Origin of the sequence: Plantactinospora sp. ZYX-F-223 (assembly GCF_039649625.1) — a bacterium.
GTDB lineage: Bacteria > Actinomycetota > Actinomycetes > Mycobacteriales > Micromonosporaceae > Plantactinospora.
Map to the genome: position 1 here is coordinate 1 of NZ_JBDJAV010000037.1, position 23,883 is coordinate 23,883.

General features: G+C 74.5%; 17 protein-coding genes. 6 read left to right on the forward strand and 11 right to left on the reverse strand.

Translation table 11 applies throughout. The annotated features are described in order from the left end of the window. From AAH979_RS30735 to rocD, 4 genes are all read left to right on the forward strand, one after another. A partial coding sequence (locus AAH979_RS30735) for a cellulose binding domain-containing protein (protein WP_346261636.1) occupies positions 1-731 on the forward strand: 731 nt, incomplete at its 5' end. 181 nt (positions 732-912) lie between these two features. Beyond that, entirely contained in the window at positions 913-1,599 is a 687-nt protein-coding gene (locus tag AAH979_RS30740; protein WP_346261637.1) for a hypothetical protein, read from the forward strand. A 301-nt stretch (positions 1,600-1,900) separates the two neighbouring features. After that, positions 1,901-2,758: a dimethylargininase gene (gene ddaH, locus AAH979_RS30745; RefSeq protein WP_346261638.1), complete on the forward strand. Its 858-nt coding sequence runs from the start codon at positions 1,901-1,903 to the stop codon at positions 2,756-2,758. After that, a complete protein-coding gene (gene rocD, locus AAH979_RS30750; RefSeq protein ID WP_346261639.1) occupies positions 2,755-4,077 on the forward strand; it encodes an ornithine--oxo-acid transaminase in 1,323 nt (440 codons plus the stop codon). The genes ddaH and rocD overlap by 4 nt, the downstream gene beginning before the upstream one ends. 56 nt (positions 4,078-4,133) lie before the next feature. On the opposite strand, the gene AAH979_RS30755 is transcribed toward rocD, so the two are convergent. The 7 genes from AAH979_RS30755 to AAH979_RS30785 form a co-directional block, all read right to left on the reverse strand. Continuing rightward, entirely contained in the window at positions 4,134-5,282 is a 1,149-nt protein-coding gene (locus AAH979_RS30755; RefSeq protein WP_346261640.1) for an FHA domain-containing protein, read from the reverse strand. Next, complete coding sequence (locus AAH979_RS30760; RefSeq protein WP_346261641.1) at positions 5,279-5,572, reverse strand: 4a-hydroxytetrahydrobiopterin dehydratase; 294 nt, start codon at positions 5,570-5,572, stop codon at positions 5,279-5,281. The genes AAH979_RS30755 and AAH979_RS30760 overlap by 4 nt, the downstream gene beginning before the upstream one ends. A 330-nt stretch (positions 5,573-5,902) precedes the next feature. Further along, positions 5,903-6,964, reverse strand: coding sequence for an acyl-CoA desaturase (locus AAH979_RS30765; RefSeq protein WP_346261642.1), 1,062 nt, complete (start codon positions 6,962-6,964; stop codon positions 5,903-5,905). Between the two features lie 154 nt (positions 6,965-7,118). Further along, positions 7,119-10,940 carry a hypothetical protein gene (locus tag AAH979_RS30770; RefSeq protein ID WP_346261643.1) on the reverse strand — a complete coding sequence of 1,274 codons (3,822 nt, stop codon included), beginning with the start codon at positions 10,938-10,940 and terminating at the stop codon, positions 7,119-7,121. A 98-nt stretch (positions 10,941-11,038) separates the two neighbouring features. Further along, positions 11,039-11,359, reverse strand: coding sequence for a divalent-cation tolerance protein CutA (cutA, locus tag AAH979_RS30775; protein WP_346261644.1), 321 nt, complete (start codon positions 11,357-11,359; stop codon positions 11,039-11,041). 10 nt (positions 11,360-11,369) lie between these two features. Beyond that, a complete protein-coding gene (locus tag AAH979_RS30780) occupies positions 11,370-12,431 on the reverse strand; it encodes a 1-acyl-sn-glycerol-3-phosphate acyltransferase (protein ID WP_346261645.1) in 1,062 nt (353 codons plus the stop codon). Further along, positions 12,431-13,267, reverse strand: coding sequence for a patatin-like phospholipase family protein (locus AAH979_RS30785; protein WP_346261646.1), 837 nt, complete (start codon positions 13,265-13,267; stop codon positions 12,431-12,433). The genes AAH979_RS30780 and AAH979_RS30785 overlap by 1 nt, the downstream gene beginning before the upstream one ends. Positions 13,268-13,608: 341 nt before the next feature. Here AAH979_RS30785 and AAH979_RS30790 point away from each other — a divergent pair, with 341 nt between their 5' ends. Together AAH979_RS30790 and AAH979_RS30795 are read left to right on the forward strand one after the other, a co-directional pair. Continuing rightward, complete coding sequence (locus AAH979_RS30790; RefSeq protein WP_346261647.1) at positions 13,609-15,642, forward strand: protein kinase; 2,034 nt, start codon at positions 13,609-13,611, stop codon at positions 15,640-15,642. 81 nt (positions 15,643-15,723) lie between these two features. Then, complete coding sequence (locus AAH979_RS30795; RefSeq protein ID WP_346261648.1) at positions 15,724-16,314, forward strand: NADAR family protein; 591 nt, start codon at positions 15,724-15,726, stop codon at positions 16,312-16,314. A 45-nt stretch (positions 16,315-16,359) separates the two neighbouring features. Here AAH979_RS30795 and AAH979_RS30800 read toward each other — a convergent pair whose 3' ends face one another. The 4 genes from AAH979_RS30800 to AAH979_RS30815 all read right to left on the reverse strand — a co-directional run bounded on the left by AAH979_RS30800 (position 16,360) and on the right by AAH979_RS30815 (position 23,857). Beyond that, a complete protein-coding gene (locus AAH979_RS30800) occupies positions 16,360-17,688 on the reverse strand; it encodes an ABC transporter ATP-binding protein (protein WP_346261649.1) in 1,329 nt (442 codons plus the stop codon). Between the two features lie 248 nt (positions 17,689-17,936). Then, complete coding sequence (locus AAH979_RS30805) at positions 17,937-18,905, reverse strand: hypothetical protein (protein ID WP_346261650.1); 969 nt, start codon at positions 18,903-18,905, stop codon at positions 17,937-17,939. Positions 18,906-19,215: 310 nt separating this feature from the next. Next, on the reverse strand, positions 19,216-22,644 hold the full coding sequence (locus AAH979_RS30810; protein ID WP_346261651.1) for a cyclic nucleotide-binding protein: 3,429 nt from the start codon (positions 22,642-22,644) through the stop codon (positions 19,216-19,218). 154 nt (positions 22,645-22,798) lie between these two features. Beyond that, the gene (locus AAH979_RS30815; protein ID WP_346261706.1) at positions 22,799-23,857 is read right to left on the reverse strand and encodes a glycosyltransferase family 4 protein; all 1,059 of its coding nucleotides are present in this window, start codon (positions 23,855-23,857) and stop codon (positions 22,799-22,801) included. Positions 23,858-23,883: the final 26 nt, after the last annotated feature.

Genomic DNA, 23,883 nt, shown 5'->3' on the forward strand with positions numbered 1-23,883 from the left:
TGATTCCCAGCTCCGTACGCCGCTGCTCCACCGCCGTCGCCGCCCTGGCGCTGGCCGTCACCGCCGGGCTGGTCGCCCCGGCCACCCCGGCCCGGGCCGCGGTCGCCTGCGAGGTCGACTTCACCGCGACGACCTGGACCGGCGGTTCCCTCGGCAACGCGCGGATCCGCAACCTCGGTGACCTCCCCTGGAACAGCGTCCTGGTGGAGTTCACCCTCCCGGACAACCACCAGCTCATGTCGAGCTGGAACTACACCGTGCAGGTACTCGGGCAGAACGTGCGGGCGCAGAGCATGTCCGGAGTCGCCCCGGTGCCGGCCGGCGGGACGACGGCGTTCGGCTTCGTCGCCCGCTACACCGGGACCTACCAGCCGCCGAGCAACTGGCGGGTCAACGGGGCGACCTGTTCGGTGCCGGGCCAGCCGCCGGCCGTGCTCGCCGACCCGGCCGAGCGGACGGTGGCCGAGGGCGGCAGCGCCTCGTTCACAGTACGACTGAGCCACCCGCCCACCGAGTCGGTCTACGTCCGGATGACGATCGACGGTACCGGGGTCTGGGCCTTCCCACCGATGCTGATCACGTTCACCCCGACCGACTGGAGTACGCCGAAGTCGTACTCCGGCTACAGCACTCAGGACGCCGACGCGGTAGACGACGTCGCCGTCATCACCCTCGCCGTGCCCGGTTACCTCTCCGACAAAGTCACCCTCAGCCAGCTCGACGACGACTGAGGACCGGGTGCGCGGTGCTGGTGCGGCCGCGTCCCGCCCCCGCGTCACCGCCCGGCCCCCGTCGCCGCCAGGTGTGGTGGATCGGCCATCGGGGTACACCGATCCCAATGCTGCGTAGACGCCATCGACGAGGCTCCACGCATGGATCAGGAGGTGTGTTGTGGTCAGGATTCCATCACTGATGCGCCAATCGGAGCCGGCGCCGGCGCGGGACGAGAACCGCGACGGTCGTGTCGACGGCCGCGACGAGCGGCCGACCGGCACCGCCACGGTGGCCGACTCCGCGCGAACGCGTACCGGATCGGCCAGCCGGACCGAGGAGCGCAGTGACCCCGCCCGGACCGGCGACACGGCGAGGCACCGGGCCGGGGCCACGGTCACCGAGCCCGACACGGCGCCCCAGAAGGCTCCGCCGGTCGCCCCGACTCCCCCGGTCGCGACGAAGACCGAGACCCGGCGCGAGACCGACCGCACGACCGAACCGGAGCGCGGGCTCGGCGAGCGTACGCCGGAGACCGAGCCGGTCGTGGTCGACCGGGGTCCGCGTCCCCGGGCCAGCATGCTCGCCACGCTGAGCCTGGTCCTCGGGGTGGCCGCCGCCGCGTTCGTGCTGGCCGGCGCCCTCGCCGGGTACGGCATCGTGCTCGGCACCCTCGCCCTGCTGCTCGGCGTCGGCGGCGTCTCCGCGACCGCCCGCCGGCACGTCGCCGGCCGGACCGACGCGCTGATCGGGATCGTCCTCGGGGTCGGCGCCGTCGTCGTCGCCGTGCTGGCGATGACCGGCCAGTTCGACTGGCCCAACACCGACGGCGACACCGTCGTCCGGTTCCGCGAGTGGCTTGATTCACAGTTTGTCGACCGGTTCTGATCGGGTAAGGACCTGCGCGGAGCGGTGGTGCACCGCTCTGGCCCCGCCAGCCGGTGGTGGTTCACCACCTGAGCGCACATGTTCGGGGGCGGCGACGACGCCGCCCCCGAAGTGCGTCCGGAGCCGGGTACGGGGTGGCACGCAACGGTTCGCCGTTGCCTCCCCTCCGACACGCAACGATCAGCCGCGACAAGCAACCCTCGGCGGTGGTTCCCGTCGGTCGGGCCCGCATAGCGTTGGGTGAGGCGCCAGCCTGTGAGCCGTACGGAGGCCGGGCGCGCCCGACCCCAGGAGCAGGACCATGACGTTGGACGCCATCGCCACCAGCGGGCGTACCCCGGCCGGCCCGGCGCAGACCCGGCACTACCTGATGTGCCGGCCGACGTACTTCACCGTCGAGTACGCGATCAACCCCTGGATGGACCCGGCCGCGCCGATCGACACCACACTCGCGCTGCGACAGTGGGAGACGCTGCGGCAGACGTACCTGGATCTCGGGCACACGGTCGACGAGATCGCGCCGCTGCCCGGGCTGCCCGACATGGTCTTCGCGGCGAACGGCGCGACCGTGCTCGACGGCCGGGCGCTGGCGGTGCAGTTCCGCGACCCGCAGCGCGCCGACGAGGCCCCGGCGTACGCCGGCTGGCTGGACCGGGCCGGCTTCGAGGTGCACGAGGCGAAGCACGTCAACGAGGGCGAGGGGGACATCCTGCCGGTCGGCGGGCTGCTGCTCGCCGGGACCGGGTTCCGGACCTCGCACGCCGCGCACGCCCACCTCCAGGAGGTCTTCGGGCGCCCGGTGATCACTCTGCAACTGGTCGACCCGCGCTTCTACCACCTGGACACCGCGCTCTGCGTGCTCGACGACGAGACCGTGGCGTACCTGCCGGAGGCGTTCTCGCCCGGCAGCCGGGCGGTGCTGCGCCGGCTCTTCCCCGACGCGGTGCTGGCGCGCATGGCCGACGCCGAGGTGCTCGGCCTGAACGCGGTCAGCGACGGCCGGCACGTCGTACTTCCGGCCCAGGCCACCGGACTGTCGGCGGCGCTGCGCGAACGCGGGTACGACACAATTGGTGTTGATTTGTCCGAGCTGCGCAAGGCCGGCGGCGGACCGAAGTGCTGCACCCTGGTGCTGCGGGAACGAGAGGCGACCAAGTGATCGTGGACGACGTGCTGCGCCCGCAGGAGGCGGACGACATGCCCCGCACCCCGGCGGCGATCGGCGTGCCGCAGACACCGGGGGCGGACGGCGCGCCGCAGACCCAGGACGCGGGCGGCGCGCCGCGGACGCCGGAGGCGGTACGCGAGGCGGAGCGCTGGACCGCGCACAACTACCACCCGCTGCCGGTGGTGATCTCCTCGGCCGAGGGCGCCTGGGTCACCGACGTCGACGGCCGGCGCTACCTCGACTGCCTGGCCGGCTACTCGGCACTGAACTTCGGGCACCGGCACCCGACGCTGGTCGCCGCCGCGCACGCCCAGCTCGACCGGCTCACCCTGACCAGCCGGGCGTTCATCCACGACCAGTTCGCCGACTTCTGCCGGGAACTGGCCCAGCTCTGCGGCAAGGACCTGGTGCTGCCGATGAACACCGGGGCCGAGGCGGTGGAGACCGCGATCAAGGTGTCCCGGAAGTGGGGCTACCGGGTCAAGGGCGTACCGGACGGGCAGGCCACCATCGTGGTCGCGGACGGCAACTTCCACGGGCGTACCACCACGATCGTCAGCTTCTCCACCGACCGGGAGGCCCGGGACGACTTCGGGCCGTACACCCCGGGGTTCCGGATCGTCCCGTACGGCGACCTGGCCGCGCTGGCCGAGGCGGTCGACGACACCACCGTGGCCGTACTGCTGGAGCCGATCCAGGGCGAGCAGGGTGTCGTGGTGCCGCCACCCGGCTACCTGCCCGGGGTACGCCGGCTCTGCACCGAACGGAACGTGCTCTTCGTGGCCGACGAGATCCAGTCCGGGCTGGGCCGCACCGGCGAGACCTTCGCCTGCGACCACGAGGGCGTCAAGCCGGACATGTACGTCCTCGGCAAGGCGCTGGGTGGCGGCATCGTGCCGGTCTCGGCGGTCGCCGCCGACGCGGACGTCCTCGGCGTACTGCGGCCGGGCGAGCACGGCTCGACGTTCGGCGGCAACCCCCTGGCCTGCGCGGTCGCCACCGAGGTGGTCCGGCTGCTCGCCACCGGCGAGTTCCAGCGCCGCTCGGCGGAGCTGGGCGCGCGGCTGCACGCCGGGTTGCGCGGGCTGGTCGGCGAGGGCCTGGTCGCGGTACGCGGCCGAGGGCTCTGGGCCGGCATCGACATCGACCCGGCGCTGATGACCGGGCGGCAGGCGTGCGAGCGGCTGGCCGAACGCGGCGTACTGGCCAAGGACACCCACGGCTCGACGATCCGGCTCGCGCCGCCGCTCGTCGTCGAGGCGCACGAGCTGGACCACGTGCTGGAGCAACTCGCCGCCGTACTGCGCTGAACCGGCCGCCCCGGGCTGGCCCGTCCCGCATCCGGACGGGCCGGCCCGGTCGGTCGTCAGCCCCGGTCGGGGAGCCGGATCGCCATGGTCGGCGCCTCGGCCATCACCGAGGTCGGGTTCGTCATGCCGCCGGAGTTCCAGGTGCTCGACCGTCCCACCTGCACCCCGGGATAGAGCTCCACGATGTCGCCGCTGCGCATCACCCGGGACTGCTGGCGAGCCAGCGCGACCCGCTCGGCCTCGTCCATCGACCCACCCGGCCGTACCCCGGAGCCGTTGGTGCTGACGTCCTGCGCGACCAGGTCCCCGCCGCGCAGCTCGAACCGGACGTGGCTGCGGCTGATCCAGCGCCGCGCCTCGTCGTTGAGCCACTGGCCGAGCCGGATCCCGCCGGAGTCGTCCGGCGCCCGGCCGACCACCACCGGCCGCTCGGCGGTCACCACGAACCGGCGCCGGACCATGCCGCCGATCCGGATCGACAGCACCTCCTCGTTCGGCCTCGGCCCGGCGTCGCTGAGCCGCTGGTCGTGCCGGGGACAGGTCGGCATCCCGGTACGCAGCGTCGGCGGCGGCTGGCCGCTCGGCTTGCGGTCGATCTCGGCGAGGTCGGCGAAGGCGCCACCCCCGCCGCCACCGCCGAACAGTACGCAGCCGGGCTCCTTGCACCGCCAGGTGCGGGCGAGCAGTTTCCGGCCGGTCGGCGACGGCCCGGTGGCCGCCACGTTGCCCTTCACCCGCTGCGCCAGTACCGGGCCACCGGCCCCGGGCAGCGGGGCGAGCAGTCGGCCCGGCGCGCTGGTCACCCACGGGAAGCGCCCCGACATGCCGTCGAAGCGGCCCCGGCTCAGCACCGGCAGGCCGAGCAGATCGGCCACCTCCAGCACCCGGTCGCCGGGGTTGACGAGCACCTCGACCAGGCCGTTGTCGGCCCAGCGCCGGAGCACCATCCGCTCGTTGGAGGTGAGGTCGGCGTCGCTGAGCAGCGCGCGGTGCACCACCGCGTACACCGGGACGTTGTCCTCCTCCAGGTGCCGCCCGAGTGCGTCGATGACCATGCCCAGTCGCATGGTGCTGGCCGGCCGGCCGCCGTCGAGGTCCTGGTAGCGGACCACCTCGGCCAGGTCCAGCACCGCCCGCACCAGGGACGGGTCGGTGCTGACCCGGTCCTCGATCGCGTCGAGGACCTTACTTATCTCGAATCTCACGCCGCTCCCCGGACTATCTCGTCGATACGCCGCGCCAGTTCGACGTCACGTCGGGTCACCCCACCCACCGAATGGGTCGCGCAGCGGAAGGTCACCGTGCGCCACCGGATGTCGATGTCGGGATGGTGGTCGATTTCCTCGGCGACCACCGCCACCCGGTCCACCACACCGATCGCGTCACGGAACGCGGGCAGTTCGACGGTACGGGCGATGCCGGCCGGATCGCCGGCCCAGCCCTCCAGCCCGGCCAGCTCGGTCCGCACCGCCTCCGCGTCCAGCACCTCTGCCATGGCCAGACCTTACCGCCGAGGCCGGTGGCCGTGGGATACAACCGCTCGCCCGACCCCGTCACCGACCCGCTGAACGGATGCGAGCTGACGGTGGGTGTGCCCGATCTCCGGTCGGTCCGAATCGTGGACGGTCGCTATGCTGTCCGGCGTCCGGCCACGGTCAAGGGACCGCGTTCGGCAAGCCAATCGAGGTCACCGCGCCGGAGCCGGCGGAGGTCGTCGAGATGCCGGACGACCGGCTCGCGGTGCTGAACGGCTGAGGCGGGGGTACGACGGCGGCGTGGGGCAGCCCCGCCCAGGGCCGCCCCACGATCCCCCGGTCACCGTCGTCTATCCGGCGCTGCTCCGCGCCGCCGCCACCTCGGCCCGCAGCGGGGCACCGACCGAGTGCAGGTGCCGCAACGCCTGCCGGTACGAGTCGAAGAGCCCGGTCTCCTCGTACGGGATGCCCTGCTCGGCGCAGTACTGCGCGACGATCGGCTGGGCCCGGCGCAGGTTCACCCGGGGCATGCTCGGAAACAGGTGGTGCTCGATCTGGTAGTTGAGGCCGCCCAGCGCGAAGTCGACCAGTACCCCGCCCCGGACGTTGCGCGAGGTGAGCACCTGCTTACGCAGGAAGTCGAGGTCGTCTTCGGCGGTCACCACCGGCATGCCCTTGTGGTTCGGCGCGAACGAGCAGCCCATGTAAAGGCCCCACAGCCCCTGGTGGACGGCGAGGAAGACCAGTGCCTTCCCCGGCGAGAGCACGGTGAAGAGCGCACCCAGGTAGCCGACCGCGTGCAGGGCCAGCAGCAGCGCCTCGGCCCGGCGGTGCCGGATCGGCGTACCGTCGGTCAGCGCCCGGACGCTGGAGACGTGCAGGGCCAATCCCTCCAGCAACAGCATCGGGAAGAAGAGGTACGCCTGCCGCTGCGCCAGCCACCGGCCGAAGCCCCGGGTGGCCTGGGCCTGCTCGTCGGTCCAGACCAGGGCGCCCGCCCCGACGTCCGGATCGTCGTCCTCGTGGTTCGGGTTGGCGTGGTGCCGGTTGTGCTTGTCGATCCACCAGCCGTAGCTGAGCCCGACCGCCAGGTTGCCGGCCAGCAGCCCAGCCACCTCGCTGGCCCGCCGGTGCCGGAACATCTGCCGGTGCCCGGCGTCGTGCCCCAGGAAGGCGACCTGGGTGGTGGCACCGGCCAGGAACACGGCCACCAGGACCTGCCACCACGAGTCGCCGACGACGGCGAAGGCGACCCAGCCGGCGACGAAGAGCCCGACGGTGAGCGCGATCCGGGCCACGTACCAGCCGGTGCGGCGTTCCATCAGGCCGGCCGCACTGATCCGCCGAGATAACCGTGAGTAATCACTTCCTCGACGCGTCTCCGGTTCGGGCGCGGCAGCGAGGACCGCCATTTGCAAGCTCCCAACGTCGCTTCTCGCCACGCCGGTCGGCGGAGCGCTGATCTCCAGTCTCCGGGTGATGCTTGCGCTGAGTAACCCCGAAAACCCCCGTATCCGGGGTAGTGGTAGCACCACCACGGAAGGCCGGCCGGCCCCTCTGGGGTGGTCAGCTCATCCGGTTGACGGCAGAGCGTAGCCTACGGAGATCTCGGCGCCTCCGCTCGTACGTCATAGCCAGTCCGATCAGGGCGAAACCGCCCGCGGCTAGGAAGATCCACCGGGGCAGCCGGTCCCACACGTCGACCATCTCCCGCAGGGCCAGTACGGCGAGGACGGCACCGCCGAGCAGCACCGGCGCCTGGCGCCGCCAGCGGGCACCGGCCAGGACCGCCAGCAGCGCACCGGCACCGAGCAGCAGCCGCCGCCACGGCTGGTCGGCGGCGACGAGGACCGAGACCAGGCTCGGCAGCAGCGCGGCACCCAGCCCCGGCCCGTACGCCAGCCAACTGTTCAGCGCCGGCCGGGCCCGCAGCGCCAGCCAGCCGGCCAGCAACCCGAGCACCGCCGCCGGCAGGGTGTACGCCTCGACCAGCGCCACCCGGGCCGAGACGAGCAGCAGCCAGGTGGCGACCAGTTCGGCACCACCCGCCGCCGCGGCCCGGGCCCAACGGCGCGCCACCGGCTCGGCCGGACGCAGGGCACGCAGCCCCAGCGCCACGCCCCAGAGCGTGCAGACCGCCGCCGCGTACCGGATCTCGACGGCCGCCAGCAGCAGGGCGATTCCAGCAGTCGTGTGGCTGGCCGCCTCGACGGCGACCGCCTCGGCCCGCCGGCCCGGCCCCGCCGCACGCGCCCCGGCCCCGGGCGCCCCCACCCCGACCGACCCGGCCCCCGACGACTCCTCGCCGACCCACCCGGCCCCGGGCGCCCCGGCCCCGGGCACCCCCTCGCGCACCGAACCGGCCGCGAGCGGCCCCTCCGCGACCAACCTGGCCCCGGGCGCCTCCTCGCGCACGGAACCGGCCGCGAGCGGCCCCTCTGCGACCGTCCCGGCCCGGAGTGGTCGCCAGCCGGCCAGGACTGCGCTGCCGGCCAGGACTGCGCTGCCCGCCAGGGCCAGCGCGGCGACGCCGAGCACCACCAGGGCGGTGACCCGCAACGGCAGGTCGGCGGCGACCGTGGCGGTGCCGGCCAGCGCCGCCGCGCCGGCGACACCGGTCAGCCAGCCCGCCACCCGGGCCGCCGGAGTGCGACCGAGCGCCCCGGCGGTCAGCCCCGCCGCACCGACCAGGGCCAGCCCGGCGAGCGTGCTGGGCCTGCTCGGCAACAGCCCGGCCAGGCCCGCCGCCCCGAACGCCACCCCCACCGGCACCAGCCAGACCCCCGACCGGCCCGGGCCGCCCGGACCAGGTTGCCGGCGGCCGGCGCCACGCCGGAGCGCCACGGCGAGCGGGCCGGCAACTCCGGCGACCAGGCTCGCCACGGGCACGGCCGGCCAGGGTGCCCCGGCGGCCACCAGCCCGACCAGCGCCGTGCTGACCGCGAGCGGCGCCGCGACCAGCGCGGCGGCGCGGACCGTCCGCCGCCGGGCCCAGCCGGCGACCGCCGCCGCCACGGTGAGCAGCAGCAGGGTCAGCGTGGCGGCGGCGTCCAGCCGCCAGTCGGCCGGCTCGATGCCGATCCCGGCCGGATGAAGCCCCACCCCGGCCGGCGGGCCCGACCAGATCTGGCCCAGCCAGTCGTACGGGGCGATGAGCACGGTCAGCACCGCCGGCACCGCCACCACGGCGGCCCGGACGAGCAGGACCGTCCCGGAGACCAGTGCCGGTACGCCCCCGATCGGCCGTCCGGCCCCGCTGGTCGAGTCCGCCGGCCGGCCCCGGCCCGACAGCCACACCCCGAGGCTGAGCAGCAGCGCCCCGGCGGCGTACGGGCCGGCTGGCTCGCCGACGCCGGGCAGGCCGGGTGCCAGGCCGACCGCCAGCGCGACGGTCGCCAGCGCCGCGTTGGCGTACGGCTGGTAGTGCGGGACCGCCCGGCGCACCGGCACCAGCCCGGCGGCGAGCAGTACGGCGCTGGCCAGTACCGCCCGCGCCTGCCACCACGGCGGCACGCCGGCGGCGAAGAGTCCGAGTAGGACGGTCGCCGGAGCGGCGAGTACCCCCACCGCGAGCCCGGTGCCGCCCACCACCCGCTGGAACGCCGGGACGGGCGGCGTGGCAGCACCCTCCGGTCCCGGAGCGGGGCCGGTGGCCCGACCCAGTGCGGTCAGCGCGACCGCCCCGCCGCACAGGACGAGGCCGCCGAAGACCGCAGCGGCACCGGCCGGTCGGGCCAGGCCGACCAGTACCGCGTGCCCAGCCAGCGGCACGGCGGCGACCGCCATCGGCAGCGCCGAGCGCAACGGCCGGCCCGGCCCTGCGGCGGCCAGCGCGAGGGCGCCCGCCAGCACCAGGTCCAGGGCGGAGACGAGCCACCAGGGCAGGGCCAGCGCGGCCGGCGTCGCCAGCAGCGTGCACACCGCACCGGCCAGCAGGATCAGCGACCGGTCCCGCCGCCGGCCGAGCAGGACGAGCGCCACCGCGACCAGCACCAGCGCCACCGGAAGCTGCCAGTCGAACGGCCCCGACCGCGCGGCCAGCTCCGCCCGCCACGCCGGCTGCGAGCGCAGGGCCACGGCCGCCGCGACCACCAGCGCCATCGAGCCGGTCAGCACCGCCAGGGCGCCGGCCACCACCAGCCCGCCGGCCCGCGGGCCGACCCGGATTCCGGCCGGCAGCCACCGGGCGGTGGCCGCGATCGCGGCGGCGAGCAGCACGACGATCCCGGCGGCCGCGCCGAGCAACGGCCACGACGTCTCGGCGGCGGCCCGGACCAGCGCCACCGCGAGCACCACCACGAGGACGACCGCCGCACCGGCTCCGGCGGCGGTGCTGCGCAACCGGACGGCTCCGGCGATCGGCAGCAGGGCGGCCACCAGCAACGGGCCACCGGCGAGTACCGCCAGCGGGCCGTCCGTGGTGACCACCGCCAGCGTCCCGCAGAGCACCGAGGCGAGCCCCGCCACCCCGTACCCGACCCAGGCGACGGACCGGCGGACACCGCTGCTCGGGTCCGCCGGTCCGTTGCCACCCCATCCCCGGGTCAAGCTGAGGTTGACCGCCGCCAGCCCGGCGAACGCCAGCGTCCAGCCGGCGGCGCCGAATCCGGCGTCGTAGGCGAGCAGCGGGATCACCGGCTGGGCCAGCAGCAGGCCGGCGAACGCGGGCGCGGCGAGCCGGGTCAGTCGGTGGTAACCCCCCGCCACCACCACGCCGACCGCGAGCACCAGCGCCGCGTACCGGACCGCCGGCCAGCCGGCCACGCCGAACAGGTCCACGGTCCATCCGGCGTACCCGTCGAGCACCACCAGGAGCAGGCCGATCGCCGCGAAGGTCTCGGCGGTGGCGGTCAGCCCGCGCCGCTGGGCGAGCAGCGGCGCGGCCAGGGCCAGCCCGGTCAGCGTGCCGAGGATCAGCGCCCGGCCGCCGACCCCGACCGTGGCCCAGGCCACCACCGTGAAGACGATCGCCGCCGTGCCGACCAGCAGCCCGCCGAGGATGAAGAGCACGTTCTGCACGGTCCGGGTGGAGGCTTCCGGGCGTACCGGTGCGGGAGCCGGCGGTGCCGCCAGCCGGGAGGCGGCGACGGCGGCCGGTGCGCCGGGACCGCCGGCCGCCGGGACCCGGGCGGACGCGGCCGCCGCCGCCCGGACCTGCTCGGCCAGCGCGTCGCGGCGCCGCCGGAGCTGCCACAGCGCGGCGTCGAGACCGAGGTACGCCTGCCGCGCCCGCTCCACCCGGCCGCCGAGCGCGGCGATCTCGGCGCCGAGCCGGACCACCTCGGCGGCGGTCGGATCCGGTGCCCGGCCGCAGCCCGGACATCCGGTCGCCAGGTCGGCACCGGCCCCGCAGACCGGGCACGGGTACGCGTTCGCGGAAGCGGTCACGCCTGCCATGATCGGCCCCCGCCGAGCCGGTTCACAGAGTGCGCGTACCTATCCCGGCCCGGGTATCCCGACCGGTCGGCCGGTCGGTCCGTCCCCGGTCAGGGGCGGGTCTGCTCGTGCAGCCAGGTCGAGTAGTCCGGGTTGCCGCCCTCCACCCAGGTCACCAGCACCTCCGGCACCTCGTACGGGTGCGCGGCCCGTACCTGGTCGATGAGGGCCGCCACCCGGTCCGGGGCGGTCTTGAAGACCACCGTCCACTCCCGGGTGGTCTCCATCCGCGACTCCCACCAGTAGGTGCTGTCCACCGGCCCGGTCACCTGCGCGCACGCCGCCAGCCGGCCGGCGACCGCAGCGGCGGCGAGCACATCCGCGACGGCCCGCGCGTCCACCACCGTCGTCACGATGCAGATCTGGTCCACGCCGGGCACCCTACGCCGGATCGGTGTCGCCCCGATGCGCATCGACCCATTCGTCGATCCGGGCCCACCAGTCGAAGAGCCAGTCGATCCGCTCCTGGCGCTCCTTCGGCACCTCGTCCGGCGGTACGGACCAGAACCGCATCACGATCCGCTTGTCCATCGGCAGTTCCCGCCACACGTCGGCCACCGTGAGCATCCGGTCCAGCCCGGTGTGCGCGACGAAGATGACTCCGGCGTCGGGTGCGGCGTCCAGCGCGGCCAGCACCCCGCCGGGCTGCGGCGCGAGGACGTGCCGCATCGCCTCGGCCCGGTCCGCCATCTCGTCCAGGCCGCGGGCCCGGAGCAGGTCGATGGCGCGGAGCCGCCGCCGGGGCGTGAAGTTGCCGCCCTCGGGAAAGATCACGAAAGCGTCGTTCTCGTCGAGGTTCCGGGCGAGGTGGCCGATCTGCTCGACCAGGCTCTCCCTCGGTGGGCCGACCTGCTCGGTCGGGCCGACCCGGGTCTGCCGGCGGTGCCGGGGCGCGATGAACCGGTTGGGCAGCCGGTTGAGCAGTACGTCGACCGCCGGATCCCACTGGAGGGTGTCCTTCAGCACGATCCTCGGTTCCCGCTTGAACCAGTTGACCAGCGCGTGGATCAGGATGAACGAGTCGCCCGGCCCGGCGTGCCGGCAGAGCACCAGCTCGGGGCGGCCGGGCAACGCCGTGTCCGGATCGGTGCCGACGACGTCGATGCGCAGCCGCAGGGTCCACCGGGCCTGCCAGAACAGCACGGTGAGGAACCACCCGGCGAGTACGTAGTGCGCCCGCTGGAAGCCCGGAGACCGCTTGTACCAGCCGAAGCCCGAGCCGACCCAGAGCCCGAACATCGCGACCAGCGCGGTGGCGTCCCAGACCAGGTAGACGATCCCGACCCAGAGCACCCGAAGCGGGCGCAGGTAGCCGGGGACCAGCGGCGAGGCCGCCGCGGCGATGATCAGCCACACCGGCAGCGTCGTCACCACCAGTACGGCGAGCAGCACCGTACCGGGAGCGAGCACGACTCGCCGGACCCACCTCGGCGGCAGCGGCATCAGCCGGGGTCCAGGTGTTCGGTGAGATAGCGCCGGGACGCCGTGTACGCCCGGCTGATCCGCCGGCCCACCGCCGCCATGTCCCGGTACGCCCACGGGGTGTCGTCCCGGGGCCCCAGCCCCCCGGTCGGCAGCACGTGTACGTCCACGTCGTCCGGCAGCGCCGCCATCTCCCGGGCGAACCGGTGCCGCCGGGCTATTTCGAAGGCCACCTGGGCGATCTCCCACGGCCGGCGGGGCGGGCTCAACGGCCGCTCGATCCGGCCGACCTGGAGCACGAAGATCTGCTTGGCACCCGACTGCACGGCCTCGCCGATCGGGATCGAGTTGACGATGCCACCGTCGACGAAGTGCTCACCGTCGATCCGGGCCGGCGGCAGCAGCCCGGGTACGGAAGCCGAGGCGAGCACGGCCGGCACCAGTGGGCCGGTGCCGAACCAGTGCTCGGCGGCCCGCTCGATGCTCGCCGCGCAGCACCGGAACGGCACCTTGAGGTCCGCGAAGGTGGTGTGCTCGCCGAGTTCGGCCTCCAGCAGCCGGCGCAGCGGGCGCGGCGAGTGCAGGTGGGTCCGGGCGGCGAAGCGGCGCAGTTGCCGGGCGATCGAGTCGCCGTACACCTCGCTCGCCTCGGGCGAGGCCCAGAGCCGGACCAGCCGGTCGGTGACCGCCTCGGACGGGTCGGCCGCGACCAGTGCGCCGTTCACCGCCCCGATCGAGGTGCCGAGCACCAGATCGGGGTGGATGCCGGCCCGGAACAGCGCCCGCAACATGCCGACCTCGACTGCGCCGAGCACCCCACCCCCGCCGAGCACGAAAGCCACCGGACCGCCGACCATGCCGTTCATCCTGGCACGGGCCGCCCACCCGGACGCGCCGGGCCGGCCCGGACCCCACCTGCCTCGACGACCGTTCGGCGCACCGGGGGTACCGTCCGTCGATGCGTGCGGCCGGCCGTCGGTGGTAGCGGTCACCCGTGGCGTTTCGCGGTTGGCATGTCTTAACGCTCCCCCTGGGCTGGAAGCCGGGGGATTTCTGGCTCGGACCGCACTGTTGGTCCGTCGTTGACAGGAGGTAGCCAGTCACGGAGCCTGATACGACCCCCCACACAGCCTGATACGACCCCACCCACACACAGCCTGATGCGACCCCCGACTCTTGCAGGCAGGTGCGACCAACAATGGCAGCGTTGCAGGCGGGCGGCCTGCTCGCCCGCAGGTATCGACTCATCGACCGAATCGGCGCCGGCGGTATGTCGGTGATCTGGCGCGCCCGGGACGAGGTACTCGACCGGGTGGTGGCGGTGAAGGTGCTCGCCGCGTCACTCGCCGCCGACGCGAAGTTCCGGGAGATGGTCCGCGAGGAGGCCCGGGCCGCCGCGCAGCTCGTGCATCCGCACGTCACGGCCGTGCACGACTACGGCGAGACCCTGGGACCGGACGGCGGGATCACCGCCTTCGTGGTGATGGAACTGCTGACCGGCGAGGAGTTGAAGGCCGAACTCACCGCCGGCCCGTTGCCCTGGCAGACGGCGGTGGAGATCTGCGCCCAGGTGGCCGAGGCGCTGGCCGCCGCCCACCGGCTGGGCATCGTGCACCGGGACATCACCCCGGCCAACATCATGATGACCGCCACCGGCGCCAAGGTGCTCGACTTCGGCATCGCCACCCAGGTCGGCGCCCCGGACGAGGACGAGGACGGCGAGACGTTCGGCACCCCGGCGTACGTCGCGCCGGAGCGGCTGGACGGGCTTCCGGCCCAGCCGGCGACCGACACGTACTCGCTGGGCGTGCTGCTCCACGAGACCCTGACCGGCCGGGTGCCTTTCCCGGCCGACACCTGGGAGGAACTGACCCGGGTACTGGAGGCGGGGACGGAGCCGACGCTGGCCGGCGTACCCGATCTGCCGCCGGCGGTGGCGGACGTCTGCCTGCGCTGCCTGGCCCGCGATCCGGTCGAGCGGCCGACGGCCGCACAGGTCGGCGAGTTGCTGCGCCAGCAACTGCTGGCCGCCGATCCGCGACGTGCGGTGCTGAGCCACACCCGGCCCGGCACGGTGCCGGCGGCGATGCCCGTGCCGTCGCCGGCCGCCGGTGTGCGGGCGGTGCCGATCCCCGCACCGACGGCGCCACCCAGGCCGGTGCGAGCGACGCCGCCGGATGCGGCAGCGCACGCGACGGCGGTCGACGCGACGGTGGCGCACGCGACGCCGATGGCGGCGGAGGCGACACGGGTGGCTGCGGACGCGACGCCACCGGTGGACGCGACAGCACTCGGCACGCCCGTGGATGAGACAGCGCCCGGCGCGCCTGCGCAGGTGACGGCGCCCGGGACGGCCGTGGATGTGACGGCCGCCGGGACACCTGCGGACGCGGCGGTGCACCCGACGCCGGTGGACGGGACGGCGCATCCGGCTCCGGTGGTGACGCGGTCGGCGGGCCCGCCGACCGCTGCGGCTGCGGCTGCGGCTGCGGCTGCGGCTGCCCAACGAGACGGGGCGGCGGCGCGGCAGGACGATGCGGCGGCGCAGCAGGCCGGTCCGGGGATCCGGCAGGACACTCCGGCGGCTCCGCCGGACTCGCGTTCGCCGGTCCACCCGGCCGGACCGCACGCGGCGCCGGAGGATCGACCCGCGACGGATCCGCAGCAGCCGGCGTCACCGCCCGGCAGGGCGGGTCCGGCAACCGAACCACCCCGGCCCGGCCGGGTCCTGCTGGTCGCCGCCGCCGTACTGGTCGCGCTCACCGCAACCGTCGTGCTCGTCTCCGTACTCGGGGACGAGCCGGGGCCGCGGCCTACGACCGGGGCGACGACCCCCGGACCGGACGGGACGCCGTCGCCGACCCCGGCCGGCACTCCGGCGCCCGGGGTGTCGACGGCCGGGCCAGCGTCCACGGTGGCCACGGGCGGGCAACCGGGTGCGGGGGACAATCCCAACATCCCGCCGCCGCCGATCAGCGAGGTCATGGCCCAGCTCTACCGGATCGTCGACGACGGGGTGGCGACGAACGAGATCCGGGACCACGCGGGAGTGGACCTGCGCAACCAGCTCCGCAACCTCCGGGCCGACTCCGGGGGCGCGACGGCGGATCTGGCCGGTCAGGTGTCGGTGCTGCGCGACAAGGTCACGGTCCGCCGTGACGAGGGCTCGATCTCACCCGAGTACGCCGAACTGCTCGACGCCGCCCTGCTCCGGCTGGCCAGGGCGGTGTGAGCCGGGCGGGCCCCGGCAGCCGGCGGTCGCGCCACCGAAACCTGTGGTACGCCGACCCGACGGTCTGGCACGCTGCCAACCATGGTCGCCCCTACGACACCGCCCCGCACCGTCGACGAACTCCGTGCGCTGCTCTCCGGCGGCGCGCGGCCGAAGTACCACTTCTTCTGGGGGCACCAACCGGGGCGCGTCGGCGCGACCGGATCCGGCTGTCTGAGCCAGTGGTGGCCCTCCCCGTTCCTGGTCGACGGCGTCCGGTACGCCACCGCCGAGCACTTCATGATGGCCGGCAAGGCCCGGCTGTTCGGCGACACCGCGATGGCCGACCAGATCCTCCGGGCACCGACCCCGGGCGCGGCCAAGGCGCTCGGCCAGCGGGTGCGCGGCTTCGACCAGGCGCGGTGGGACGAGTGCCGGTTCGACCTGGTCGTGGCGGGCAACGTGGCGAAGTTCGGCCAGCACTCCGACCTTCGCGACTATCTGCTCGGCAGCGGCGACCGGATCCTCGTCGAGGCCAGCCCGATCGACCGGATCTGGGGGATCGGGCTCACCGCCGACGATCCCCGGGCCGGTGACCCGGACCGGTGGCGCGGGCTCAACCTGCTCGGATTCGCGCTGATGTGGGCCCGGCACCAGCTCGCGGCCGCGACCGCGCCGGCACCGCCGGGCTGAACGGCACCGCCCGGACCGGCCGCACCGACACCGCCATGCTCACGGTCAACCCAGCCGGATCCGGTCGCCAGAGCTGTCGAAGAGCAACAGTTGGTCCAGGTCGACCGCGAGCGTGATCGACTCTCCGACCCGGGGCAGCACCGGCATGGGTACCCGGACCACCACCTCACCGGCGTCAACCGGTTCGCCCCGAAGCTCCGGGTCGTACACGGGATAGAAGCCGTACTCGGTGCGGGCGGTGGCGGGCGGCTGCTCGGGTCGAGGGTGCGGGATCATCCGGGCCAGCCGCTCCCGCACCGGGTGCCCGGTCGGCAGCTCGTCCGCGAGCAGCTCGGACAGGTGCTGGCCGCTGGTCGGATGGTCCAGGCTGGCCTGTGCCGACGGGGTCGACACCGTGTCGGTCGTCACGTGCACCAGCGCCTCGTGACCGAGGTTCTCGACCGCCCGGACCACGCCCCGCAGTACCGGCGCCGGGCTGGACGGGTCCGGCACCGGGCTGAGCGCGTCGGCCCGCAGTGCCAGGGTGACCCGCTCGGTATGCCGTTCGCGCAGCGGGCGTACCCGGGGATCCTCGGGCGGCAGCTCGATCAGTTGCGATCCGAGGTCGAGCAGCACGCCGCCGTCGGGCGCATAGACGGCGGCCTGCAACAGGTTCGCCCGGGGCGTACCGAGGAAGGCCGCGACGAAGAGGGTGTGCGGATCCCGGTAGACCTCGCCCGGCGGCCCGATCTGCTGGAGTCTGCCCCGGCGCAGCACCGCGACCCGGTCGGCCATGGTCATCGCCTCGACCTGGTCGTGTGTCACGTAGAGGGTGGTCATCTCCAGTCGCCGGGCGAGGGCGGCCACCTCGGTACGCAGCTCGGCGCGGAGCCCGGCGTCCACATTGGAGAGCGGCTCGTCGAGCAGGAAGGCCCGGGACTCCCCCGCCATCGCCCGCGCCATCGCCACCCGTTGCCGCTGCCCGCCGGAGAGCTGCCCCGGCCTCTTGTCGAGCAGACCGGTTATGCCGAGCTGGTCGGCGATCTCGGCGACCCGGGCTGACACGCCGGCCGGGGAGTCCGGGCCGAGGCTCAACGGGAAGCGGATGTTCTCGGCGACCGTCAGATGCGGATAGAGCGCGTAGTCCTGGAAGACCATCGACAGTTGCCGGTTGGGGCCGGGCCCGGCGGTCACCGGCTCCCCGTCGATCAGCACCCGGCCGCTGGTCGGCTCCTCCAGCCCGGCCACCAGCCGCAGGATCGTCGACTTGCCGCAGCCGGTCGGACCGAGCAGGGTGACGAACTCCCCGGACCCGACCTCGATGCTCACGTCGTCCACCGCGACCGTGCCGTCGGGGAACACCTTCGTCAGCCGGTCGGTGGCGATGCTGACCACGGCGACCACCTCCTGTCGCCATCGTCCGGGGCCGGCGGGGTACGCGCCAGTCCCGGTGCGCCGGACGGCCACGCGCGGTGCGCCGGACGGCCGGACCCGATGCGCCGGACGGCATAATGCCACGGCACCGCAGGGCGTGCTGTCCCGGCTCCCGAGGTAATCGGGGACCGGCTCCCGGGACCGGACCGGAGTCGGTTTCCGACGTGGGTCGGGGACCGGCTTCCGGACCGGGGCGCTGTGGTGGCGGGTCAGTAGGTGCTGTCGGTGGGCGGCGGATCGGCCCGTACCGTCCGGTCCATCCAGCCGTCGCCGTCGTCGTCGTACATCCGCTTCTCGAAGAAGCCGTCGCGGTTCTTGTCGTACTCGCTGATCTCGACCAGCCCGTCGGCGTCCAGGTCGTGCCCGACGAAGTCGGTACGGCCGTCCCGGTCGAGGTCGACCAGGATGTCCACCCCGCCGTCGGCCCGGCCCTGCAACGTGTGCCGGTCCCAGTCCCCGTCACCGTCGACGTCGACCCGGGTCCGGTAGCCCTCCGGTACGGCCGGCTCGGCGTCCGTACCGGGTAGTGGTCCGGCCGGTCCGAACCCCACCTCGGCCGGCGGTCCCGCCTCGGGGGCGGCCCCGAACCCGACCTCGGCCGCCGGCCCGAACCCGACCTCGGCACCGGCCAGCGCGGCGGCCAGCCCGTCGTCCGGGTCGGCGAGCGCGCCGGCCAGCCCGCCCGCCGGCTGCGCCAGCGCCCCGTCGGTGGCCGACCCGATCTCCCGGCCGATCTCGTCGCCGAGGCCGGTCAGCCCACCCACCGGTACGCCGGCACCGCGCTGCCCGACCGGCGCGGCACAGCCCGGCGCCTCGGCGAACGGGGATACTCCGGGGCCGGCGTTGGCCGCCGCTCCGAAACCCTGGGTCAGGCCCGATCCGGCGGCACCGGAACTCCCGGCCGGCCCGGGGCCGGCAGTGCCGATTTCCCCGACTCCGGGCAGCGCGCCGGCCAGCCCGGCGAGCGGGGTGAACATGCCGAACAGGCTCGACTGGTTGGCCCGGGTCTCGACGCCGTGCTGACCGCCCGCGCCGCCGCCGAGCTGGAGCTGGAGCAGCGCCAGCTCGTCGGCGTCGAGCCGGTAACCGGCCAGGGCGTTGACCGGATCCGCACCGAGCGCGGCGGCGAACGCCGGATCGGTGACCAGGCGTTCCAGCACCTCGTCGAAGTCACTCACGGTCGCCTCCTCAGCACGCCGGGTTCCTCAGGCTAGCCGTACTCCGCCACCGACGGACATCGCCCAGGTGGGCGGGTCAGGACGGTCAGTCCAACTCGGGCATGGGCACCGGTTGCGGACGGGGTCGGCAGGTGCCGCACTGGAGGGCGTCCTCCACCACCAGCCCCTCGGCCCGGCCACGCGCCTCCGAACGGTGCACCTGCAACAGGTACGGGCCGAACCGGGCATGGTCCTCGCAGACGCCGCGCCCGCAGAACCGACACCCACCCCGCGCCGCCTTCGGACAGAACCAACAGAGCACTGCGACTCCTCACCTGATGGTCACCTGGGTGCAGCCGGCCACGGTGATCGGGCTGCCCTGCACAGTGGACTCCGCCTTTTGACTGTCCGACGCCGTGACCCACACGTCGAGCGTGCCGCCCCGATTGTCCTGCCCGGAGAACGGCACCGGACCGATGGTGCCGTAGTAGGCGCCGTCCGGGGACATCCGGGCCGAGCCGCTGGCGAAGCCGCTCCAGTGCACGGTGACCACCAGGGACCGGCCCGAGTCCCGGTCGTCCGAGACGTTCACCACGGCCGTGGTGGTGGTCGGGTGTTCGGTGCAGCCGCCCGTCGCGGTCTGCTGGCTCAGCGTCCCGCCCGGGTCGCGCTGCCAACTGATCACAGGTGGACGGTTGGCGGGTGGCGTGGTCGGTGCGGCCGTGGTGGGTGGTGGCGTGGTGCGGGGTGGGGTCCGCGGCGGGCCGGTGGTGGTCGGGGTACTGCCCGGGGTGCTGGCGGTCTCGGTCGGGGTGCTGCCCCGAGTGGTCGGGGTCGGCCCGGGAGTGCCCGGCGACGCGGACGGAGACGGCGTCGGCGAGGGGGTCGGGACCGGCGTAGCGGGCGTCGTCGACCCGGGGTCGCCCGGAGTACCGGTCGGGGAGGACCCGGTGCCGTCCGGTGTCGTACCGGCACCGCAGGTCAGCGGGCGTCGGTTCTCCGGCTGGCGTACCCCGGTGACCCGTACCTCGCCGGTGGAGACCTCGATGCCCCGGGTCCAGGCCGCGTACCGGGCCGCTCCGCGGTTGCCGATCCCACCGCCGGTCCGGTCCACCAGCAGCGACAGCGGGGCGAAGGCGCTGCTCGGGCTCTCGGTGTCGGCGAGCATCCGGCCGGTGTCCAGGGTCAGCCGGCCGTGCGGGGTGACGGTACGCACCCCGTCGCTCCAGAGTGGACCGAGTACCGCCCGGGAGCCGGCGCAGAACACCGCCGTGGCGCCGCCCCGGAAGGTGAGTACGGCGCGGGACCGGGCCGGTACCCGGATCTGGTCGCCCTCGGAGACGTAGCGCCGGTCCCCCTCGGCCAGCCGCACGGTCTGGCCGTCCACGGTCGCGTCGACCCGACCCTGGTCGGCGTGCAGCAGCGCCCGGTCGCTGGGCATCTCCGCCCAGGCCGGGCCGGGGATCAGGTTGCTCGCCGCGCTGAGCAGGGCCAGCAGCAGGAGGAGCAGGACCAGCCACCAGAGTTTCCGCTCGAACCGGCGGTCCACGTCGGGGTCCGCGTCGGGCGGCGGCGGTCCGGGTGGCGCGGCCAGCGGCGGATAGCCCCCGTCGGGATGTACGCCGGCCCGGGGCGCGCTGCCCGGCGTACCGGGCTCGGCCGGCGGAGGCGTCGTGCCCGGGGTGCCGAAGAGCAGCGGCAGGCCGGTGACGGCCGGCAGCGCCCAGACCCGGACCGGCGTACGGGCGGTGGCCACCGTGCCCGGCTCGCCCTCCCCGGCGGGGCCGATCAGGGTCCCCCGGCGGAGCTGCGTCCCGTCCGGCAGCTCGATCACCCCGGACTCGACCACCACCGCGTCGTTCGGCCCGGCGAGCACGATCGGGTCACCGGCGGCGACCGCCGACACCCGGGCTCCGGCGACCAGGCCCAGCCGGTCCTCGTGACTCAGCCCGCGCAGCGCCGGCGCCTCGGCGAACAGCGCCTCGGCCTCGGCCCGGTCGGCGGGTGGCGGGCCGGGCAGCGGCCCGACCCCGGCGACCACCGCCGAGGTGGGCAGTCCGAGCAGCACGGTCCCGGCGGTGTGCCAGTCGAGGGCCGCCGGCGTCCCGGTGAGCGCGCTGGCCAGCCCGATCACCCCACCCGGGCCGAGCCGCTGCCGGACCAGGCCACCCGGGTCGCCGGGTCGCCGGCCCTCCATCGCGCCGTCGACCACCAGGAAGACCGTCGACTGCGCGGCACCGGCGAAGACGAGCTGCGATCCGCTCCGCGGCCGTACCCAACGGGACCGCTGGGCCAGCTCGGTCAGGGTCGCCTCGGGCAGCCGGCCCAGCGGCGAGTTCCGCAGCGCGTCCAGTCGCCGGGGCAGGTCCAGCCGCTGCCGCCGCTCCGCCAGACCGGCGCGTACCCGCCGGACCCGCCGGGCGAGCCAGCCGGCGGCCAGGTAGACCAGCGGGGCGGCCAGGCCGGCGATCACGGCGGCCAGCAGCAGCCGGGCTGGCCAGCCGGACCGCCACAGCCCGAGCACCAACCCGGCGACCCGGTCGGTCCAGATCCGCCAGCCGAGGTTGACCGCGATGACCACCCAGAGCACGGCCAGGGTGCCGTACAGGGCGACGATCCGGCCCTCCCGGTCCAGTTGCGCCCAGCTCGGCGGCCGGCGGCGCAGCCGGGCCAGCACATGGGACAGGCCACGGGCGCGCAGGTTGGGAATCTCCAACCAGTCCATCAGCAGGTAGTAGCCGTCCAGCGCGAGGAACGGGTTGAGGTTGAACAGCGCGTTCAGATACCAGGCGAAGGCGAGCTTGAACGTCCACGGCGCCCACTCCGGCACCAACAGGCCGGCGAGCTGGGCGAGACCGGCCAGGATCAGCCCGGCCGCCGGGCCCGCCGCCGTGGTGAGCATCCGGGCCCGACGACCGGCCATCCAGACGTCGGTGGTGTCGACGAAGACAGACGGGATGCCGAAGTAGACCAGGAAGCCGGCGGCCGGTACCCGGCGTCCGGCGTGCTTGGTGGCGAGCGCGTGACCCAGCTCGTGGCAGGCCAGCGCGAGTACGTTCAACCCGACCAGCACCGCCGCGCCGGCCGCGTACGAGCCGTCGGTGAGGAACAGCGACTGGTCGCCGGCCCACCACGTCCAGCCGAACAGCAGCAGCCCGGTCACCGCCACCGCGCCGAGCAGCCCGGCGGCGACCCGGGTGAAGAGCAGCCGCCCACCGGCCCGGTAGGCGAGATCGACCAGCCAGTCGATGTCGGCCACCACCGTGCGCTGTCCCTTGGCGGCGGCGACCAGCCCCCGGCCCAGCCGCAGCGGCCAGGGCCGACGGTGCACCCGATCCAGCGGCCGGAACGCGTCCACCGGCAGCTCGGCCAGCATCCGGTTGCCGGCCAGGTCGGCGACGACCCGGGTGACCTGGTCCGGGGCGAGCCGGCCGGCGATCCGGGCGAACTCGGCGACCAGCCGGGCGACCGTACGGGACCCGTCCATCAGCTCGGCCAGCCGCCACTCCTCAGGGGAGAGTCGCAGATAGCAGGCGTCGCCCCGGGAATCCGGCGAGCGGAGCATCACGTACGCGACCCCGCGTACCGAGACCAGCTCGGCGCGCTCGATGCCGGGGCGCAGTACCGGACGGGCCCGGGCCGGGTTCAGCCGCTCGACGACGGCGGTCCACAGCCCCGAGTCGGCCGGTCCCAGCGGTCTGCCCGGGGCACGGCCGGCCAGGGCCTCCCAGACGCTCACCCGGCTCTCGACGACAGCCACCGACCCCTGCCCTCCGCGTCCCGCTGCGGCATGCAGAGTAAGGCGTTCGATGCCACCCTGACGCGCCTGCGTCCACTACCCGACGCAGAGCGTGGCTCAGGTCGTACCCGAAATCAAGCGGTGGCCACGGCGACGGCGGCCGGACCCGGCGGTGTCACCAGGCGACGGTCGGTGCCGACGCCGGCCGGACCGGCGGTTCGAGGCCCGGCTCGACGACGGCCCGGTAGACCCGCTCGTAGTCCCCGGCCATCCGCTCGGCGGAGAACTCCCGGCGGACGTGCGCCACGCAGGCCCCCGGATCCAGCCGGGACACCTCCCGCAGCGCCGGCCCCAGCTCGGACGGGTCTTCGCAGATCAGCCCGGTCTCACCGTGCCGGATCAGCTCCGGCACGGCTCCGCGGTCGAGCGCGACCACCGGGGTACCGGTGGCCATCGCCTCCACCATCACCATGCCGAACGGCTCCTCCCAGCGGATCGGCATGATCAGGCAGCGGGCGGCGAGCAGCAGCCGCACCGTGGCGTCCCGGTCCGGGTTGCGCAGCACCGTCACGTCCGGGCCGAGCATCGGCTCGACGACCTGTTCGAGATAGCGGCGCTCGGACCGCTCGTCGCACTTGCCGGCCAGCACCAGCGGCAGGCCGGCGGCCCGGCACGCCTCGATGGCCAGGTCCGGGCCCTTGTCGGCGCTGAACCGGGCGAGCCAGAGCACCGGGCCCATCCCCGGCGCCGACTTGGTCACCAGGTTGCCGGTCGAGATTCCGTTGTGCACGGTGGCGACCCAGGGCAGTTCCGGAGCCAGCCGGCGCTGGGTGTGCGAGATCGCCACCAGCCCGACCTTCGGGTCGACGTCGGCGAGCACCTCCCGCAACTCGCCGGTCGGCTTGCCGTGCACGGTGGCGATCGTCGGCACCGACCGGTCGGCGGCGTACGGGCCGACGGTGGTGTGGTCGTGCACGATGTCGAACGACTCCGGCGAAATCATCCGGTTGACCCGGGTCAGGTGGGCCAGCTCCGGCAGGGTCTGGCCCAGCCGGTGATGCTGCAACTCCGGGACGGTCCCGACGAAGTGCGCCGCGGTACCCGTCCCGGTCCCCGCGCCGAAGAGGGTCACCTCGTGCCCCTTTGCCGCCAGCCCGTCGACCAGGGCCGAGCAGACCTGCTCCAGGCCGCCGTAGCCGGGCGGCGGCAGCTCGTACCAGGGCGGGACGATCATCGCGATGCGCAGCCGGCGTTCCGGCT

Excerpts from the sequence above, each read along its gene's own strand:
- ddaH (WP_346261638.1), top strand. The coding sequence starts at position 1,901 with ATGACGTTGGACGCCATCGCCACCAGCGGGCGTACCCCGGCCGGCCCG.
- AAH979_RS30790 (WP_346261647.1), top strand. The coding sequence starts at position 13,609 with ATGGCAGCGTTGCAGGCGGGCGGCCTGCTCGCCCGCAGGTATCGACTC.
- AAH979_RS30765 (WP_346261642.1), bottom strand. The coding sequence starts at position 6,964 with ATGGCGGTCCTCGCTGCCGCGCCCGAACCGGAGACGCGTCGAGGAAGT.
- AAH979_RS30760 (WP_346261641.1), bottom strand. The coding sequence starts at position 5,572 with ATGGCAGAGGTGCTGGACGCGGAGGCGGTGCGGACCGAGCTGGCCGGG.
- AAH979_RS30785 (WP_346261646.1), bottom strand. The coding sequence starts at position 13,267 with ATGGTCGGCGGTCCGGTGGCTTTCGTGCTCGGCGGGGGTGGGGTGCTC.
- AAH979_RS30795 (WP_346261648.1), top strand. The coding sequence starts at position 15,724 with ATGGTCGCCCCTACGACACCGCCCCGCACCGTCGACGAACTCCGTGCG.
- AAH979_RS30780 (WP_346261645.1), bottom strand. The coding sequence starts at position 12,431 with ATGCCGCTGCCGCCGAGGTGGGTCCGGCGAGTCGTGCTCGCTCCCGGT.
- AAH979_RS30740 (WP_346261637.1), top strand. The coding sequence starts at position 913 with ATGCGCCAATCGGAGCCGGCGCCGGCGCGGGACGAGAACCGCGACGGT.
- AAH979_RS30815 (WP_346261706.1), bottom strand. The coding sequence starts at position 23,857 with ATGATCGTCCCGCCCTGGTACGAGCTGCCGCCGCCCGGCTACGGCGGC.